The organism is Salinarchaeum chitinilyticum (assembly GCF_055390775.1).
On sequence record NZ_AP043888.1, the window covers coordinates 1,431,880 to 1,449,781 of the forward strand.

Annotated in this window: 16 protein-coding genes and 1 tRNA gene; 13 read left to right on the forward strand and 4 right to left on the reverse strand. The window is 68.9% G+C overall.

Going from position 1 to position 17,902, the window contains the following annotated elements; genetic code table 11:
* Positions 1 to 25 precede the first annotated feature (25 nt).
* The 8 genes from ACZ5KP_RS06995 (at position 26) to glmM (ending at position 7,931) form a co-directional block, all read left to right on the forward strand.
* Positions 26 to 931 (forward strand): creatininase family protein, encoded by a 906-nt coding sequence (locus ACZ5KP_RS06995; RefSeq protein WP_460923143.1) that lies wholly within the window; start codon positions 26 to 28, stop codon positions 929 to 931.
* 192 nt (positions 932 to 1,123) lie between these two features.
* Positions 1,124 to 2,287, forward strand: coding sequence for a signal peptidase I (locus tag ACZ5KP_RS07000; RefSeq protein WP_460923141.1), 1,164 nt, complete (start codon positions 1,124 to 1,126; stop codon positions 2,285 to 2,287).
* Positions 2,288 to 2,426: 139 nt separating this feature from the next.
* On the forward strand, positions 2,427 to 2,720 hold the full coding sequence (gene eif1A, locus ACZ5KP_RS07005) for a translation initiation factor eIF-1A (protein WP_259370403.1): 294 nt from the start codon (positions 2,427 to 2,429) through the stop codon (positions 2,718 to 2,720).
* A 197-nt stretch (positions 2,721 to 2,917) separates the two neighbouring features.
* Positions 2,918 to 3,415 carry a Holliday junction resolvase Hjc gene (gene hjc, locus ACZ5KP_RS07010; RefSeq protein WP_460923139.1) on the forward strand — a complete coding sequence of 166 codons (498 nt, stop codon included), beginning with the start codon at positions 2,918 to 2,920 and terminating at the stop codon, positions 3,413 to 3,415.
* A gap of 142 nt (positions 3,416 to 3,557) precedes the next feature.
* Positions 3,558 to 4,544, forward strand: a complete 987-nt coding sequence (locus tag ACZ5KP_RS07015) for a DUF7536 family protein (RefSeq protein ID WP_460923137.1) — start codon at positions 3,558 to 3,560, stop codon at positions 4,542 to 4,544.
* A gap of 199 nt (positions 4,545 to 4,743) precedes the next feature.
* Positions 4,744 to 5,895 carry a citrate synthase gene (citZ, locus tag ACZ5KP_RS07020; protein ID WP_460923135.1) on the forward strand — a complete coding sequence of 384 codons (1,152 nt, stop codon included), beginning with the start codon at positions 4,744 to 4,746 and terminating at the stop codon, positions 5,893 to 5,895.
* 534 nt (positions 5,896 to 6,429) lie between these two features.
* Positions 6,430 to 6,504 (forward strand) — tRNA-Arg (locus ACZ5KP_RS07025).
* Between the two features lie 74 nt (positions 6,505 to 6,578).
* Complete coding sequence (gene glmM, locus ACZ5KP_RS07030) at positions 6,579 to 7,931, forward strand: phosphoglucosamine mutase (RefSeq protein ID WP_460923133.1); 1,353 nt, start codon at positions 6,579 to 6,581, stop codon at positions 7,929 to 7,931.
* A gap of 43 nt (positions 7,932 to 7,974) precedes the next feature.
* Here the strand turns inward: glmM and ACZ5KP_RS07035 are convergent, their stop codons facing one another.
* Both ACZ5KP_RS07035 and ACZ5KP_RS07040 read right to left on the reverse strand, forming a co-directional pair.
* Positions 7,975 to 8,103 carry a hypothetical protein gene (locus ACZ5KP_RS07035; RefSeq protein ID WP_460923131.1) on the reverse strand — a complete coding sequence of 43 codons (129 nt, stop codon included), beginning with the start codon at positions 8,101 to 8,103 and terminating at the stop codon, positions 7,975 to 7,977.
* 23 nt (positions 8,104 to 8,126) lie between these two features.
* Positions 8,127 to 8,606: a hypothetical protein gene (locus tag ACZ5KP_RS07040; RefSeq protein ID WP_460923129.1), complete on the reverse strand. Its 480-nt coding sequence runs from the start codon at positions 8,604 to 8,606 to the stop codon at positions 8,127 to 8,129.
* A 141-nt stretch (positions 8,607 to 8,747) separates the two neighbouring features.
* Between ACZ5KP_RS07040 and trpD the strand changes: the two genes are divergently transcribed.
* Genes trpD through trpG form a run of 4 tightly spaced genes read left to right on the forward strand, consistent with a single transcriptional unit; the run spans position 8,748 to position 12,911 of the window.
* Positions 8,748 to 9,746 (forward strand): anthranilate phosphoribosyltransferase, encoded by a 999-nt coding sequence (gene trpD / locus ACZ5KP_RS07045; RefSeq protein WP_460923127.1) that lies wholly within the window; start codon positions 8,748 to 8,750, stop codon positions 9,744 to 9,746.
* 5 nt (positions 9,747 to 9,751) lie between these two features.
* Positions 9,752 to 10,453 (forward strand): phosphoribosylanthranilate isomerase, encoded by a 702-nt coding sequence (locus ACZ5KP_RS07050; RefSeq protein ID WP_460923125.1) that lies wholly within the window; start codon positions 9,752 to 9,754, stop codon positions 10,451 to 10,453.
* Complete coding sequence (gene trpE, locus ACZ5KP_RS07055) at positions 10,450 to 12,222, forward strand: anthranilate synthase component I (RefSeq protein ID WP_460923123.1); 1,773 nt, start codon at positions 10,450 to 10,452, stop codon at positions 12,220 to 12,222. Before ACZ5KP_RS07050 ends, trpE begins: the two co-directional genes overlap by 4 nt.
* Positions 12,219 to 12,911, forward strand: a complete 693-nt coding sequence (trpG, locus tag ACZ5KP_RS07060; RefSeq protein WP_460923121.1) for an anthranilate synthase component II — start codon at positions 12,219 to 12,221, stop codon at positions 12,909 to 12,911. The genes trpE and trpG overlap by 4 nt, the downstream gene beginning before the upstream one ends.
* A gap of 65 nt (positions 12,912 to 12,976) precedes the next feature.
* Here the strand turns inward: trpG and ACZ5KP_RS07065 are convergent, their stop codons facing one another.
* On the reverse strand, positions 12,977 to 13,174 hold the full coding sequence (locus tag ACZ5KP_RS07065; protein WP_460923119.1) for a hypothetical protein: 198 nt from the start codon (positions 13,172 to 13,174) through the stop codon (positions 12,977 to 12,979).
* Positions 13,175 to 13,689: 515 nt separating this feature from the next.
* Here ACZ5KP_RS07065 and ACZ5KP_RS07070 point away from each other — a divergent pair.
* Positions 13,690 to 16,851: an adenosylcobalamin-dependent ribonucleoside-diphosphate reductase gene (locus ACZ5KP_RS07070; RefSeq protein WP_460923117.1), complete on the forward strand. Its 3,162-nt coding sequence runs from the start codon at positions 13,690 to 13,692 to the stop codon at positions 16,849 to 16,851.
* A gap of 266 nt (positions 16,852 to 17,117) precedes the next feature.
* On the opposite strand, the gene phoU is transcribed toward ACZ5KP_RS07070, so the two are convergent.
* Entirely contained in the window at positions 17,118 to 17,798 is a 681-nt protein-coding gene (phoU, locus tag ACZ5KP_RS07075; RefSeq protein ID WP_460923115.1) for a phosphate signaling complex protein PhoU, read from the reverse strand.
* Positions 17,799 to 17,902 lie beyond the last annotated feature (104 nt).

Sequence of the window (17,902 nt, forward strand, 5' to 3'; positions counted from 1 at the left end):
TGCCCCAGAGCGTCCGTTCCCCGCTATGCAACTCGATCCAGCGACCAGCCTGGCGGCGAATCCGGCGCCCGCGATCCGGGCCGTCGCCGAGGAGCCGGGATCGGTCCTCGTCGTTCCCGTCGGGAGCGTCGAGCAACACGGCGAGCACCTGCCCGTCGCGACGGATAGCCTGCTCGCGGACGCCGTCGCGCACGGCGGCGTCGAGCGAGCGAGTGGAGCGGCGGACGGCGAGACGGCGACTGGAGCCGCGGACGCCGATCGCGATCGGGACGGCGGCGTCCCGGCGCTCGTCGCGCCAGTCGTCTGGACGGGGTACTCGCCACACCACCTGCCCTTTGGCGGCACGCTCACGATCGGGTTCGAGCGGCTGCTGGGCGTGCTCGAGGACGTTGCCGAGAGCGCGCTGGATGGTGCGTCGGCCGGCGGAGCCGCTGCCGGCGCGGACGCCGGGGACGACGGGGCTGCAGGCAGCGGGTTCGACGCGATCCTGCTGGTCAACGGCCACGGCGGCAACGCGGCGCTCATCGAGGGCGCGGTGAGCGAGATCGGCGTCGCGAACCCCGACGCGGAGGTCGTCGGCGTGACCTACTTCCAGCTCGCCGCAGGGCTGCTCGAGGGCGTCCGCGAGAGCGACCCGGGTGGGATGGCCCACGGCGGCGAGTTCGAAACCTCGCTCATGGCGCATCTCCATCCCGAACTCGTCGGCGACGACCAGCCGGCGACGCCGCTCGAGCCAGCCTACGACCGCTCCAGCGCCGACCTCCTGCAAGGTGGCCCCGTGAGCTCCTACCGGTCGTTCGACGCGTACACCGACAGCGGCGCGATCGGCGAGCCCGAGGTCGGGAGCGAGGAGACGGGCGAGGCGATCTACGAACTGGTCACCGGTGAGCTCGCGGCGTTGCTCGCGGAGCTCCACGAGACCGCACGGTAGGAGCGGTCGCCCGGTTCGCTCCCGTTCGTTCTCACTCGCTCGCTGTGCTCGATCAGCGTGATCGCCACACAGCTCGCGTGCGACCGATTCGCACCACTTCCTTGCGTCGCTCGCCCAACAGGTATAACAGCAAATCCCCCGTACGCTGTCTCCAATGCGTCGCGTGGGGGCGCGAGGACGGGGGATCCAGCCGTGACGGCTCGCGAGTGGGCCGGGAGGATCGCCTCCGTCGTCCTCGTGGTGATCGTCCTCTGCCTGGTCGTCGGGCACCTGCTGGGGACGCCGATCCTCCTGGGGTACGTCAGCTCCGACAGCATGGAGCCGACGATCGACGAGGGCGACGCCTTCGTCTCGATCCCGCAGCCGCTCGCGGGTGATATCGAGGAGGGCGACGTCATCGTCTACGAGGCACGCGAGCTCGACGGCGGCGGACTGACGACCCATCGCGTCGTCGAGGTCCGCGAGGACGGCTACGTCACGAAAGGGGACAACAACCCGTTCACCGATCAGGACGGGCCCGAGCCGATCGTCACCGACGAGCAGGTCAAGGCCGAGGCGCTCCAGGCCGGTGGGACCGTCGTGACGATTCCGTTCCTCGGAACGATCGTCGAGGGGATCGGCTCGATCGCCGGTGGCGTTCGGACGACGCTCGCCGACACGTTCGGGCTCGGTGCGGCGACGAGTCCCCGCGGCTTCGGCTTCCTGCTCGTCGGTGCCGGACTGGCGCTGGTCGCGCTCGCCGCGGCAGGCGGCGGGCGAGGGGCGAGGATCACAGACCGGCGGACGGACCGCGAGAACGTGATCAAGCTGTGGTCGGCCGTCGGCCTCGTGGCGATCGTCGTCGTCCTGCTCGCGACGGCCGCGATGGTCGTTCCCGGCGGCGTGCAGGAGTTCGGCATCGAGAGCACCGAGGAGCCGTCCGACGATCCGCTCTCCGTCGAGCCCGGCGAGACCGCGACCGTCGAGTACGACGTGAACAACGCGGGATTCGTGCCGACCGTCGCCGTGATGGAGCCCCGCTCCGACGGCGTCGGGGTCCGACCCGACCGCGTAACCGTCGGCGGGCGCTCGACGGAGACTGCGACCGCGAGGATCCAGGCGCCCGAAGAAACGGGCGTCCACTACCGGCACGTCGCCGAGCACCGCTACTTGCTCGTGCTCCCGCCGGGCGCGATCGAGGCGGCCCACGACGTGCATCCGGTGCTGGCGCTGGTGCTCGTCGATCTGGTGATCGGCGGGCTGGTCGTGCTTGCGGGCGTCGCGTTGCTCGGGACCGACGACATCCGGGTGCGGCCGAGTTCCGGTGGACGACCGCTGACCGTCCGGCTGCGACAGGCAGTCTTCCGGTGGTTCTAGAGAGCGGGTGGATCCGTCGCCAGGTGGAACGAGCCGTGAATCGACGCCCAGCGGACCCGCGGAATCTCGGCGATAGAACCGCTACAAAATCCCAGTCGTAGAATCAAGAGTTAAATCGCCCGCCTGCGAAAGCACCCCCATGAGCGACGAGGACGGCCCCGCCAGCGTCGAGGACGTGCGAATGCCCGACGACGACGAGGTGTTCGCGGAGGTCCTCGAGATGCTGGGTGCGAATCGGGTGCGGGTGCGGTGTGCGGACGGCGTCGAGCGGACGGCACGGATCCCGGGGAAGATGCAAAAGCGGATCTGGATCCGCGAGGACGACGTCGTGCTCGTGGAGCCCTGGGACTGGCAGGACGAGAAGGCGGACATCTCCTGGCGCTACGAAAAGGCGCAGGCCGAGACGTTGCGGGAAGAGGGGTACATCGCGTAACGCGGCCGCGACGAAAACGTCGAAACGCGATCTCGCAGCTAGCCGATCTCGCAGCCATCGGACGATCGTTTCCAGGCACGAGTAGCGCCGCCGCCCCGCGCCCGGACTCCGAGGTGGCGGCTCTCCCGACGTCGCCCCTGCATCACTTCCACCGCGCTGACCACGGGTTTATGCCCGTAGGGCGGCGACCTGCTGGCATGTCAAACGCGAAGGGCGACCGCCGGGAGCGTGAGCTCGTCAACGAGCTCGACGCCGCCGGGTTCGCCGTCATGCGGGCGCCGGCGTCGGGCTCCGCCACGGAGCGGGAGCTCCCGGACGTGCTGGCCGGCGACGGGGAGGCGTTCTACGCGATCGAGGCGAAATCCAGCGCGGGCGATCCGATCTACCTCACCGGCGAGGAGATCGAGGCGCTGATCTTCTTCGCACAGAACTTCGGCGCTCGCCCGCGCGTGGCCGCGCGTTTCGACCGCGAAGAGTGGTACTTCTTCCACCCGGCGGACCTCTACGCCACCGACAGCGCGAACCGACGCGTGAAGAAGGAGACCGCCATCGAGGACGGCGAGACCATGGACGATCTGCTCGCCCACGGCCCGACGACCGACGACGAGCCGGCGCCGGACGTCCTCGACGTGTTCCAGGCGGTCGCGGACGGGACGCTGGAGCCCGAGGAGGGCGCGGCGATGATCGACGACTGAACCGGATCGCCCCGATCGGCGACGCGGCCATCGACCGCCGCCAGCGATCTGCCGATCGGCACCCCCAGATCGGCGGGGGCGACGGCCGCCGGTGCGTTCGGTTCCGACGGCGCTTTGGGCGTGCCACCGAAAGCTCCCCCCAGTGAGCGGAACCGACGCCGGGGGCCGGACCGACCGCGACGCGGACGACGTGAGCGGCGACGACGGAACCGCCGGAGCCGCCGAGGGCGAGCACGAGACGCTCCTCGGGGCGCTCCGGGTCACGCGGCACGCTCGCGTCGGCCTCGCCGTCGGGGTGGGCCTCGCGGCGATCCTCTACGTCCCACGCTACCCGGTGTTCGACGCGTCGATCGCGGGCGCACGCGGCTACTACCTCGGGCTCGCGTTCGTGCTGGCGGCGACGACGGCCGCGGTGATCACCGCGGCGCTGAGCATCAAGACCTTCCTCGAGCCGGTGCTCGACGGGGCGGCGTGGCTCCGCCGCGGTGGCGTGCTCGCGATGCTCGGCGGGGGAGGGTGGCTCCTCGCACCGGTGGCCGCCGCGCTGGTGGACGGCGGACGGCTCGACGTGATCTTCTTGCGGAACCTGACGAGCCTCGCGAGCCTCGCGCTCCTGCTTGGGACGATCGGGCTCCACGCAGCGATCACGTCTGCGGGGGCTGCGCTCGACGATCGGCTGCGCCGCGTCGAGCGGGCCGCCTACTGGGTCGTCCTGATCGGCCTGCTGATCGCCGCTGCGAACGCGACCGGCGACGCCGCGCCGATGACGACCACCGACGGCGACGCGGCGGTGACGCCGTTCCTGATCGGTGCGGTCCTCGCCACGGCTGCGGTCGTTCCGTTCGCCGCGATCGGGGCGCGGTCGGGGCGCCTGCCGCGCTGGCGGAGCCGATCGCTCGCGGTCGGGGGGCTCTGCTCGACGCTCGGGGTCGCCTGGCTCGTCGCGCTCGGCGGCTGGGACTGGCTGACGTCGATCGACGCCTCCGCGGTGGCCATCGGGCTCGCGGTCGCACTGGTGCCCGCCGGACTCGGCTGGGTAATCGCGGGGCAGGGCTGCTGGGCAGCGGCCGAGCACAGGGAGACGACCGAGATCGATGCGGACGCCGACGCGGAGCCAGCCCGGGAGTAACACCGCGAGGCCGCCGTCCGCCGGAACTGGACGATCGGCAACGTCTCGTCGCGGCGAGGGCGTTCGGTAGCCGAGATCGCCACGAATCGGAGAGAGTGGTGACCGTTCGTCCGCCAGAAACGGGGAACAATGGCGACGAACGTGCAGTTCGTGCCGGGATTGGCAACCCTTTTCAGGAACCACCGGGTATCGGTGGCATATGCTCGAGGACGTGCAGAAAGGGCTCGAAGGCGTGCTCGTCGCCGAGTCCGGGCTCAGCTCGATCGACGGCGACGCCGGGCGGCTGATCTACCGGGGCTACGAGATCGAGACGCTCGCACGGGAGGCGACGTACGAGGAAGTGCTGTACCTGCTCTGGCACGGCGAGCTCCCGACGAGCGAGGAGCTCGAGTCGTTCGCGGGCTCCATCAAGGAGGAACGCGAGATCGACGACGACGTCCTCGAAATCGTCCGCCGGCAGGCGGCCGCCGACGAGGAGCCCATGGCCGCGCTGCGGACCGCCGTCTCCGCGCTCTCCGCGAGCGAGCCCGAGGACGACGCCGATCCGGAGGATCTCGACGCCACGCTCCGCAAGAGCCGCCGCATCACCGCGAAGATCCCGACGATCCTCGCGGCGTTCGAACGCTACCGGCTCGAGGAGTCACCCGTCGATCCCCATCCCGACCTCGGCCTCGCCGCGAACTTCCTCTACATGCTGACCGGCGAGGAGCCCGACGAGGTGGCCGCCGAGACGATCGACCAGGCGCTCATCCTCCACGCCGACCACGGCCTCAACGCCTCGACGTTCACCGCGATGGTGATCGCCTCGACGATGGCCGACGTCTACTCCGCCGTCACCGGCGGCATCGGCGCGCTCTCCGGCCCGCTCCACGGCGGCGCCAACCAGGACGTCATGGAGGTCCTCATCGAGGTCGACGAGAGCGACCGCGACCCACTGGCGTGGGTGAAAAACGCCGTCGACGAGGGCCGGCGCATCCCCGGCTTCGGCCACCGCGTCTACAACGTCAAGGACCCCCGCGCGAAGATCCTCCAGGAGCGCTGTGCGGAGCTCGCCGAGGCCAACGGCGACGAGAAGTGGTACGACTACACCACCACGATCGAGCAGTACCTCACCGAGGAGCAGGGGCTCGTCGAGAAGGGCATCGCCCCCAACGTCGACTTCTACTCCGGGACGGTGTACTACCAGCTCGGGATTCCCGTCGACATGTACACGCCCATCTTCGCGATGAGCCGCGTCGGTGGCTGGGTCGGGCACGTGCTCGAGTATCAGGAAGACAATCGGCTGATCCGCCCGCGTGGTCGGTACATCGGCCCGGACGACGCCGAGTGGACGCCGATTGAGGAGCGGTAGAGCGGCTGTATTTCGTGGTTTTCTGTTGTTAACGGATTTGGGAGCGTAGCGACCGCTTCCGCGGACTTGCCTGCGACGAACTACCTGGAAGCCCCCTCCCGCTCGACGATCCTACCTCGCTGCGGTCCTCAGTCGCTGCGCTCCTTGCGGTCCTTACGTCGGTACGATCGCCGAGCGGTCGGCCCCTTCCAGTCCCACCCGGTGCCGAATTTGGAGGAGCGAAGCCCGGTGGGGTTCGGCCACCGCTTAGCTGGGGGGATCGTCCATCGCGCTACAGCAGGTGGACGATCCACCGAGCTACGACCGACCCAAACCACAACGGGTGGGACTCCGGAAGGGGCCGACCGCTCGCCGCGCGTAACGAAGCAAGCACCGTAGCGACCGAAGGGAGCGAGGAGCGCAGCGAGTTAGGTGCGGCGAGCGGGAGGGGGCTTCCGTGGGGTCCGCTGTCTCCTGAGTTCTGGCCTCACCAGCTCGACTTCTGACAAGGTTCGAGCGGAACACATTTTGAGCGGGTCGGATAACGCACGTCCAGGGCACGTAGCTCAGTTCGGACAGAGCGTCCGGCTTCTAACCGGACGGTCGTGGGTTCGAATCCCATCGTGCCCGCTCATTCTTACTTCGCGTATCACGCCCCGTCTCTCGTCGCAACCGCTTTCCCCACGGAGGTGAACCCCTCGCGTATGGACGTCTTCGGATCCAGCGGCGTACGCGGTGTCGTCAACCAGGGGATGGATCCGGGATTCGCAACGCAGGTCGCCCAGGCCGCGGGCACGGTCTGGGACGCCGACACCGTCGCGATCGCACGCGACACTCGACTCTCCGGGGAGATGCTGGCGGACGCGGTCGCGGCTGGCCTCGCCAGCGTCGGCTGCGACGTCGAGCGCCTCGGCGTGGTGCCGACGCCGGCGGCGCAGGCCCACGCCGAGCGCGAGGGGGTGCCGACCGTGCTGGTCACGGCCTCGCACAACCCGCCGGCGTTCAACGGGCTGAAGCTCGTCGCCGCGGACGGCGGCGGGCTGACCGTCGAGACGCTGGAGGCCGTCGAGCGGACGCTGATCGAGGAGACGTTCGAGCCGGTCGGCTGGGAGGCCGTCGGCGCGTCGCGACGGACCGACGACGCCGCGAACCGGTACGTCGAGGCGGTCGTGGACGCGGTCGATCGCGAGCGGATCGCCGCGGCGGACCTGACCGTCGCGATCGACCCCGGCAACGGCGCTGGCTGCGAGACGAGCCCGGCGATCTTCCGGGAGCTTGGCTGTGAGGTCGTGACGGTCCACGCCCAACACGACGGCTGCTTCCCCGGGCGAGCGCCGGAGCCGGTCCCAGAGGAGCTGGGGGATCTCTCGCGGCTCGTCCGTGCCACCGACGCTGACCTCGGCATCGCCCACGATGGCGACGCGGATCGCGCGGTGTTCGTGGACGAGCGCGGCAATCCCATCGACGCCGACGCGTCGCTGGCGGCCCTCGCCTCGGCGGAGCTCGGGCCCGACGACGCCATGGTCTCGGCGGTGAACGTCTCCCAGCGCGTCGTCGACGCCGTCGAGGCCGCTGGCGCCAGTCTCGAACTGACGCCGATCGGCGCGACCTTCCTCTCGAGTCGCGTCCGGGCGCTCCGCGAGGCTGGCCGCTCGGTGCCCATCGCTGGCGAGGGCAACGGCGGCGTCTTCTTCCCGCCCTACCGGCTCGCCCGCGACGGCGCCTACGGCGCGGCGCGCTTCCTCGAACTCGTCGTCGAGCGGCCTGCCAGCGAGATCGTCGCGCCCTACGACGACTACCAGTTCGTGCAGGCGAACCTCGAGTACGAGGGCGACGAGGAGCGCGACCGGATGCTCGCCGCGGCGACGACGTGGGCGGAGGGCCAGGACGGCCGGCTCGACACCACGGACGGCTACCGCGTCGACTACGGCGACGCCTGGGTGCTGGTCCGGGAGAGCGGCACGGAGCCACTCGTGCGGGCGTACGCGGAAGCGCGGGATCGTGAGCGGGCGGAGACGCTTCTGGAGGAGGCGGTGGCGGTGCTGGAGGCCGCGTAGCCATCGGCGACCGGCACTAGCTGGAAAAATAAATCGCGAGCGACTAGTGCTCGGACTCGGACGGCTCCTCTGGCTCGTCGTCGAGCCGGCCGAGGAGCCGAGAGAGGAGCTGGCGCCCCTTCCCGCTCTTCAGGCCCCACCGCTTGGCCTTCTCGCGTGCCTCTTCGCTCATGAATCGAGATAGTGCGTGGTCGCCTAAATAGCTGTGGCGAGGACTGCAGTTGCGACGCCCGTTACCAGTGTCGCTTGTGTTACCGTTAGGAGCCAGAAGTTCCAGGCGATCGTCTCCTCGTTCTCGAAGATCATCCCGGCGTATCCCTCGATGAGGTCGCTGTCCCATCCACGCTCGGCCGCCGACGCCTCGAGTGCCTGCTCGAAGTACGTCCCTCCGGGTCCTACGTAGAGGTTGGATTCACCGTACGTGACGATCCCAACGACGGCCGACACGACCAGCGATCCCAGTGATGCGTGGAGGAGCGTCTGGTTGAAGACGTCAGATCCTGTGATCCGCTGTGCGGTTAGCAGAAGACCGATCAATATCGCGTTGAACCGGACGCTCTTCATCGCCTTGTCGTCGATGTCGGCCATCGTCTCGTTCTGGGACTCGAGCACGGACCGAGCCTCCCCATGGATCACTTCGAGCCGGACGCTCTCCCAGTCGTCGCCGTCGGTCACGGACACCGATGGCCTCGCTTTCGCACGTAAATCTGCGGACGTCCGGCGCCCCCACGCCACTCCCTCACGCCCCTCCGACACGCTTAACCCAATGGACTGATTTGTCCATTACAAGCCGGATACTATCACTGGTGACCTTTCATGGAAGACTACATCGAACGCGTCGCGAACGGAGAGGATCTGACACAGGCCGAGGCCCGCGAAGCAGCCACGGCCGTCTTCGAGGACGCCACGGAGGCCCAGATCGGGGCCCTGCTGGCGGCGCTACGAACCAAGGGCGAGACCGAGGCTGAGATCGCCGGCTTCGCGGAGGGGATGCGCGCCGCCGCGAAGACGATCGATCCCGGCGGGGAGCCCCTCGTCGACACCTGCGGCACCGGCGGCGACGACTACGACACGATCAACGTCTCGACGACGAGCACGTTCGTCGTCTCCGGCGCGGGCGTCCCCGTCGCCAAGCACGGCAACTACTCGGTCTCTTCCTCCTCGGGGAGCTCTGACGTGCTCGAGGAGCTCGGCGTCGAGATGGAGACCGACCCCGACGCCGTCGAGGCCCTGATCGAGGCCGAGAACATCGGCTACATGCACGCCCCCGCGTTCCACCCCGCGATGAAGGCCGTCATCGGCCCGCGCAAGGAACTTGGCGTCCGGACGATCTTCAACGTCCTCGGGCCGCTCACCAACCCCGCCGGCGCGGACGCACAGGTCGTCGGCGTCTACGACCCCGACCTGGTGCCAGTGCTCGCGAACGCCCTCGCCAATCTCGACGTCGAGCGCGCGCTCGTCGTCCACGGCGCGGGGCTCGACGAGATCGGGATCCACGACGAAACCGTCGCAGCCGAGGTCAGCGACGGCGACGTCACGGAGTTCACGATCGAGCCCGAGGACATCGGGCTCGAGCGCGCACCCGTCTCGGAGATCGCCGGCAGCACGCCCGAGCTCAACGCACAGGACCTCGAGGGGATCCTCACCGGAGAGGTGACCGGGCCGAAACGGGACGTCGTGCTCGCGAACGCCGGCGCGGCGATCTACGTCGCCGGCGAGGCTGACTCGATCGAGGCCGGCGTCGAGCGCGCCGCCGAGGCCATCGACTCCGGCGAGGCCGCGGCGCGCCTCGACGCGCTCCGTGGGGGCGCGTGAACGCGATGGACGAATCGACCGCTCCCGGGCAGAACGCCCGGCCCCGCGTCAAGATCTGTGGCCACACCGACGGCGACGACCTCGCCGCGAGCGTCGCCGCGGGCGCGGACGCCGTCGGCGTCATCACGGACGTCGACGTCGAGACGCCCCGCGAGGTCACCGTCCGGCACGCCGCCGACCTGCTCGCTGGCGTCCCGCCGCTGGCGACGGGCGTGCTCGTGACGATGCCGAAAACCGTCGGCGACGCCGTCGAGCTGATCGGCCGGACGAGTCCCGACGCGATCCAGGTCCACGGCACGCTGGAGCCCGACGCAGTCGCCGATCTCCGCGAGCGCGTCCACGTCGACGTGATCGCCGCGATCGGCGCGGACGAGGAAGCTCTGCCCGCCTACGCCGACGCCGCGGACGCGCTGCTCGTCGATACCCCCGCTGCGGACGGCGGTGGCGGCACCGGCCGGACCCACGACTGGGACGCGACCCGCGAGGCGACCGCTGACCTGGACGTGCCAGTGATCCTCGCCGGCGGCCTCGATCCGGAGAACGTCGCCGACGCCATCGAGACCGTCCGACCCTTCGGCGTCGACGTGGCGTCCGGGGTCGAGTCGTCAGGTGGAGTCAAGGACCACGACGCACTGTCCGCGTTCGTCCGGAACGCTCGCGAGGCGGTGCCCGACGCGACGGCCGCGGCGACGGAGGGATCGCGATGACGCTCTCGATGGACCGCGAGACGTTCGTGGCCCACGCCGCGGGCGAGGGATCCGACGGCGAGGAGAGCGGTGCTGCGGAGCGACCCGCAGTGATCCGCGTCGCGACCGACCTCGACACCGACGTCACGCCCCTCGCGGCCTACGCAGCGCTGACCGGGCGAACCACCGACGCGGACACCGCCGATCACGCGTTCCTGCTCGAGAGCGGCGGGAAGACGGCTGCCAGCGACCCCGACGGCGCGTTCCGCCCGAGTCACGCCACGACGGATCGCCACGCTCGATACTCCTTCGTCGGCTACGATCCAGAAGCGGTCGTGACGGTCGGCCCGGACGGAACAGAGGTCGACGTGCTCGGCGACGAGCGCTATGGGGAGCTGATCGAGACGAACGGTGGCGATACCGTGGACGAGCTGCGGGCCGCCATGCCCGACGTGCGGAAAGCCGGGTTCGAACACGGGAACCGTCAGCGGCTCGACGGCGGGCTCGTCGGCTTCCTCGGCTACGACGCGGTCTACGACCTGTGGCTCGAGGAGGTCGGTCTGGAACGGCCCGAGTCGCGCTTCCCCGACGCCGAGTTCGTGCTGGCGACGCGGGTGCTCGCCTTCGACGACGTCGAGGGGACGATCGAGCTCGTGTTCACGCCCGTCGTCCGACCAGAGGACGACGCTGGCGCTATCTACGACGCGCTCGCGGCGGAGGCCGAGCGCGTGGAGGGGCTGCTCGCCGACGCCGCACCGCCCGAAACGGGCGGGTTCGAGCGCGCCGGTGAGGTCGCGGGGCCCCAGGCGGAGTACGAGGACGCCGTCCGGGCGGCCAAGGAACACGTGCTCGATGGCGACATCTACCAGGGCGTGCTCTCCCGGAAACGGGAGCTGTACGGCTCGGTGGATCCGATCGGGTTCTACGCTGCCCTCCGGGAGGTCAACCCCTCGCCGTACATGTATCTGCTCGCCCACGACGACCTCGCGATCGTGGGCGCGAGCCCGGAGACGCTGGTCTCGGTGCGGGGCCAGGAGGTCATGGTGAATCCGATCGCAGGCACGTGCCCGCGCGGAACGGGACCGGTCGACGACCGGCGGCTGGCCGGCGAGATGCTCGCCGACGACAAGGAGCGCGCGGAACACACGATGCTCGTCGACCTCGGACGCAACGACGTCCGGCGGGTCGCCGAACCCGGCTCCGTGCGCGTCGACGAGTTCATGAGCGTGCTGAAGTACAGCCACGTCCAGCACATCGAATCGACCGTCACGGCGACGCTCGCTCCCGAGTCGGACGCCTTCGATGCCACCAGGGCGACCTTCCCCGCGGGGACGCTCTCCGGTGCCCCGAAGATCCGCGCGATGGAGATCATCGACGATCTGGAGCTCGCACCCCGGGGGCCCTACGGCGGCGGCGTCGGCTACTACTCCTGGAGCGGCGACGCCGACTTCGCGATCGTGATCCGCACGGCGACGGTCGAGTCGGGGCTCGATCCAGCCGACGTGCCGACCGCGGCCGAACTCGACGTGGACGCGACCGCCAGCGACGACCCGCTCGACCGGATCACGGTGCAAGCCGGCGCCGGCATCGTCGCCGACAGCGATCCCACCGCCGAGTTCGAGGAGACCGAGTCCAAGATGGACGGGACGCTGGCCGCCCTCGAGCGCATCGAGGACGCCGATCCGGACCCCGACGGCGACGCGACCGAGGACAGCGACACCGGGACCGATTCCGCGCAGGGCGGGGGCGACGGGGATGGCCCCGCCACCGAACCGGAGGTGGGACGATGAGCACGAGCGACCGGAACGAGCAGTCCGCAGCCACGGAGACCGACGCCGCCGAGGACGCCGATCGACCGCTCGTCCTGTTCGTCGACAACTTCGACTCCTTCACCTACAACCTCGTCGAGTACGTCAGCGAGCACGCCGACACCGCCGTCGTCAAGAACACCGCGTCGCTCGCGGAGATCCGCGAGATCGACCCCGACGCGATCGTCATCTCGCCCGGGCCGGGCCACCCGAAGAACGATCGGGACGTGGGCGTCACGCTCGACGTGCTCACAGAGATCAGCCCCGAGGTGCCCACGCTCGGCGTCTGCCTGGGACTGGAGGCAGCGGTCTACGCCTACGGCGGCACCGTGGGGCGCGCGCCCGAGCCCATCCACGGCAAGGCGTTCCCGATCGACCACGACGATCAGGGCGTCTTCGCGGGGCTCGACCAGGGGATGCGCGGCGGGCGCTACCACTCGCTGGTCGCGACGGAGGTGCCGGAAGCGGAGTTCGAGATCACCGCGACGACCGACCACGACGTCGCCGCGAGCGACGCGAGCGGCTGCTCGTCGGACTCGTCCGACGGCGAGGAGCTGGTGATGGGAATTCGCCACCACGAATTCCCCATCGAGTGCGTGCAGTTCCATCCCGAGAGCGTGCTCACCGCTGCCGGGCACGACGTCATCGAGAACTTCCTCGAGGGACTGTAGCTCGGGGGGAGTTCGTACGGAGCTTCCCCGCAGACGGGGGGTCGACGCTCGCGCGGGGCGTGGCGTTAGACCAGCCCGAGCAGACTCAGCGCGAACAGCGCCGCGACCACCACGATCGCGATCCAGAGGAGCTTCCAGGCGACGGAGAGCACCGTTCGCCCGACCACGACGATGAGCGCGACCACGACCAGCGCGATCAGCAGGCGGCCGAACTGTGAGTCGAGCGGCCCGGGGATCGACTGGAGCAGTGTGACTGGTTCCATACCCAGGGGTCCAACCTGACGTGGCATCTATCTTGTGGGGATTCGAACCGATACCGGACGTTCACGCACAGTTCCGGGCAGTTGCACCGTCGCCGTGGTGCGTTCTCCAGTAGAAACGAAGGGGGCAAATTGTCACACGTTCGCCGACCGAGAGGTTTTTCCTCCCGTTTGCATTCCTCGACGCCCGCATGCGATTCTCCGCTTTCCTCATCGGGTGCCTGCCAGCAACGTCCACTTTCACTCTCCTTTCCCGAGCCTTATGTGCGGGGCTCACGTACGACCGATACAGCGACGGCGGCGACGACAGACAGGGGTGCGGGCAGGGGGTCAGAACCGCTTAACCACCAGTATCTGCGAGACCCCACGCCGTACTGCGATTTGCGCCACGATACGGTACGCATACTTTATGTGGGATGCCCCAGAAGGAAGTCTCCGTCAACGACACCCAGAATGATGTCCCTAACACCACCCAAAACCGACCGACGACACCGGATCGCTCGCGCGGGAGGCTCGGCATGAGCCAGCCCGGCCACTCCGCGGACGAGGTCACGCTCCCGATCAAGCGCGTCGAGGGCGACACCCTCGAGGAGCGCCTGACCGGCAACGCCTATCACAACATCCTGCCCGCTCGCTACCTCCGCAAGGACGCGGACGGCGAGCTGATCGAGCAGCAGGAGGACCTCTTCGAGCGCGTCGCGAAGAACGTCGCGCTGGCGGAGTCCGTCTTCGAGGCGCGCAAGCGCGACGTCGAGGTCACGGTCACGCCCGACCAGCTCAAACCCGACCACCCCCGGCGCGACGAGCTCGCCGCGGAGGTCTTCGGCAAGGGCACCACGGCAGGGAGCGACGCTGAGACGACGCTCACCGAGTACAACGTCAACAAGTTCGCCTACGAGACGCTCGTTCCCGAGCTTCCCGGGGCCATCCAGGAGCACGTCGAGTCGACGGCGAACGCCTTCCAGGACGCGATGGAGAACCTCTCCTTCATGCCGAACTCGCCGACGCTGATGAACGCCGGCGACGAGCTCCAGCAGCTCTCCGCGTGTTTCGTCGACTCGCCGGAGGACGACATCGACGACATCCACGAGACGGCCAAGGAGGCCGCGCAGGTCTTCCAGTCCGGCGGCGGCATGGGCTATGCATTCTGGCGGCTGCGACCCTACGGCGACGCGGTCGGCTCGACGGGCGGTATCGCGTCGGGTCCGATCACCTTCATGCGGACCTTCGACCAGATGTGCGAGACGATCGCCCAGGGAGGCGCCCGCCGCGGCGCGCAGATGGGCGTCATGCGGGTCTCCCACCCCGACGTCATCCAGTTCATCCACGCGAAGAACAAGGACGTCTCGCTGGCGAACACCCTGCGCCTGAACGACCCCGACGACTTCACCCACAACTCCTTCGCGGACGCGCTCGACGAGGCCCGCGAGCTCATCGACGAGGAGGGACGCGTGCCCGAGCACCTCCGGAACGCCGTCGAGGGCCACCTCTCGAACTTCAATATCTCCGTGGGCGTCACGGACGGCTTCATGGAGGCGCTCCAGAACGACGAGGAGTTCACCTTCACCAATCCCCGCACGGGGGAAGCCCACATCGCGACGGCGGAGACGAAGGAGCTCTACGACATGTTCGGTCTCGGCGAGTACGTCGAGGTCGGCGAGGAGCTGTCGATCCCTGCCGAGGAACTCTGGACGGACATCGTCGAAGGCGCTCACGAGAACGGCGAACCCGGCGTCGTCTACCTCGAGCGGATCAACGAGGAGCACTCCTTCGACGTCGAGGAACACCCCGACCACCGCATCCTCGCGACGAACCCCTGCGGCGAGCAGCCCCTCGAGGAGTACGAGGCCTGCAACCTCGGCCACATCAACCTCTCGACGATCGCGGCGACTGACGCCCCGGACTGGCGCGTCTGGTCCGAGCAACACGCCGACCGCTTCGACACCGAGGCGGCGGCCATCGAGGCGTTCCTCGAGGAGTCCATCGACTGGGAGGAGTTCGAGCGCCGCATCGCGCTTGGCACCCGCTTCCTCGAGAACGTCGTGACGATGAGCGACTTCCCCGTGCCCGAGATCGAGCAGAAGGTCCGGGAGATGCGCAAGATCGGCCTGGGCGTCATGGGGCTCGCGCAGCTGTACATCCAGCTGGGCATGGAGTACGGCTCCGACGCCTCCAACGAGGTCGCCCGACAGCTGATGAAGTCGATCAACCACGGCTCGAAGGAGGCCAGCCACGAGCTGGCCACCCAGCGCGGGCCGTTCGCGGAGTGGGACAACTCGAAGTTCGCGGACCCGACGGAGTACCGCGAGTGGTTCGAGCACCAGACCGGCCTCGACGCCGACGACTGGGCCGACGGCTTCCCGATCCGCAACCACAACACGACGACGATCGCGCCGACCGGCACGACCTCGATGGTCGGCAACACCACCGGCGGCTGCGAGCCGATCTACAACGTCGCCTACTACAAGAACGTCTCCGACGACGTGCAGGGCGACGAGATGCTCGTCGAGTTCGACGACTACTTCCTGCGCGTCCTGGAGGAGAACGGCATCGACGTGGAGGCCGTCAAGGAGGAGGCCCAGGAGCAGATGGCCGAAAACGAGTTCGACGGCGTCACCGGGCTCACGACGGTGCCCGACGCCATCGGCGAGCTGTTCGTGACGACGGGTGCGCTCTCGGCCAAGCAGCACGCCGAGATCCAGTGCGCCTGCCAGGCCGGCGTCGACTCCGCGATCTCGAAGACGGTCAACGCGCCGCCGGAGTCGACCGTCGACGACGCCAAGGAGGTCTTCGAGTACATCTACGACCACGGCGGCAAGGGCGTCACCTACTACCGCGACGGCACCCGCTCGAAGCAGGTGCTCACCACGCGCGCCCAGAACGCCGAGTTCGCGGACATGGACGCCGAGGAGATCATCGCCCAGATCGAGGAGATCTTCGGCGACCTCGGCGAGTTCCTCGAGGAACCCGCCGTTCGCGACGCCGTCGAGTCCGACGTCGCCGAGATCCTCGACACCTCGCCCGACCTCGCCGACCAGTACGCCGAGAAGCGCCCGCGCCCGGACGTCCTCCACGGCGTCACCCAGCGCATCGACACGGGCTACGGCAAGCTCTACGTCAACATCAACGAGGACGAGGACGGCCGGCCGTTCGAGCTGTTCGCCAACATCGGCAACTCCGGCGGCTTCACGGCCTCCTTCACCGAGGCGCTCGCGAAGACGATCTCCACGGCACTGCGCAGCGGCGTCGACCCCGAGGAGATTGCCGACGAGCTCCAGGGCATCCGCAGCCCGAAGGTCGCCTGGGACAAGGGCGAGCAGATCCAGTCGATCCCCGACGCGATCGGCACCGCGATGCGCCGGTACCTCGACGACGAGATCGACAAGGCCTACCCCGACCAGCAGAACCTCACGGAGCTGGCCGCCGGCGAAGAGGAGCCGGACGAGGAGTTGGAGGCCGCCGCGCCCGAGCCCGAAACTGACGGTGGCGCTGTGGCGGCCGGTGCCGGAGCCACCGAGGCCTCCGCGGGCGTCGAGCGCGCCCAGGCCGATTCCGGCGGCGACCAGCAGGAGCTCATCGACGCCGGTGAGAGTCCGGAGTGCCCCGACTGCGGCGCACTCTCACTCTACTACTCCGAAGGCTGCAAGACCTGCGAGTCCTGTGGCTGGTCGGAGTGCTAGACGGCTGAACTGACGCGGACAACGTCGAGCTGTTTTCTCTTCGCTTCACTCGGTAGCCGACGAGCGAGACCGATCGATCTCGAGGTACATCCGAAGCCGCCGGAAACTACGCCAGCATCCGCGAGCGAGCGTAGCGACGCGAGCGGTTCACGCGGACGAGGAGCGAAGCGACGAGTCCGCGCCTTTTTTGGTCCAGATTTTTTGCGCGAGTGGTGCCCACAGCGAGCGAAGCGAGCGAGGACACCCGAGCGCAAAAAAGGTGGGTTCTAGTAGATCAGTTCGTCGTCGCTCTCGACCATGTAGAGCGTCCGCGCGGAGATGTTGACGGCGTGGTCGCCCACCCGCTCGAGGTCGCGAATCGTCAGCAGGAGCCGGGAGACGTCCTGCAGGATGGTCTCGATCTCTTCCTGGGGCGGATCGGGACCGACCTCCCGCTCGATGAGGTCGCGAACGACGGTCTGGCTGGCGCTCTCACACAGCCGGTCGATCTCGTCGTCGCGGTCGGAGATCTCGAAACAGGCGTCGGTGTCCTCCTCGGCGTAGGCCATCATCGCGTCCTCGACCATCGAGATGACGGCGTCGCCGAGCGACTGCACGTCGACGTCGGGGTAGCGGTCCTGCTCGGCGTCCTCGGCGTAGCCAGCGAGGTTGGTCGCGAGATCGCCGATGCGCTCGAGGTCGGTGATGACCTTGAAGGAGGAGGCGATGAACCGAAGGTCGCCGGCGACGGGCTGCTGGAGTGCGAGCAGGTCGATGCAGTCCTGTTCGAGATCGAGATACAGCTGGTTGATCTCGTGGTCGCCCTCGATCACGTCGCGCGCGAGCTCCTCGTCCTTGCGGTCGAGGGCGTCGAGCCCGTCGCGGAGCCGCTCGAGGACGAGCTCGCTCATGTACAGTACGTCGTCGCGGAGGTCGTCCAGTTTCTCCTGGTACGATTCTCTGGCCATACCTCGCCTGCGTCGGTCGGCCTTGTTAGCCTTTCCGTGGAAGCGACACCGGAAAGCCGAAACCGTGTCGCCCCGGCGAAGCGATGCTGCCGATAGCGAGCCCG